Origin of the sequence: Streptomyces sp. 130 (assembly GCF_007096885.1) — a bacterium.
Classification (GTDB): domain Bacteria; phylum Actinomycetota; class Actinomycetes; order Streptomycetales; family Streptomycetaceae; genus Streptomyces.
In genome coordinates this window covers 1-320 of sequence record NZ_VJNO01000141.1, presented here as the reverse complement: position 1 = coordinate 320, position 320 = coordinate 1, and the positions used below count along the sequence as shown (strand labels likewise).

The 320-nt window shown below is 71.2% G+C and carries 1 protein-coding gene; it reads left to right on the top strand.

The features are described from left to right. The coding region (locus FKN01_RS32820; protein WP_185993093.1) for a hypothetical protein at positions 1-320 on the top strand (320 nt) is incomplete at both ends.

The window sequence follows — 320 nt, the reverse complement described above, 5'->3', positions numbered from 1 at the left end:
TGGGACGTGCTGGTCCGGGAGGCGAAGGAGGGGCTGCGGGCGGTGCCCGGGCGGGGCATCGGTTACGGCGCCCTGCGATACCTCACCGACGCGTTCGAGGAATTCGTGAGCCCCCGGGTGAGCTTCAACTACCTCGGCCACTTCGACGGCACCGCCTACGGCTCCGACTCCGAAGGACCGCTTCTGCGCGACGCGGGCTTCCTCCAGGACGGCGACACCAGTCCGCTGGACGGGCCGGCGTACGCGTTGGACGTGGTGGCGCGGGTGGTCGGCGGCCGGCTGGTGGTGGAGTTCGGTTCGGTGCCCGGGGTGTTCTCCGA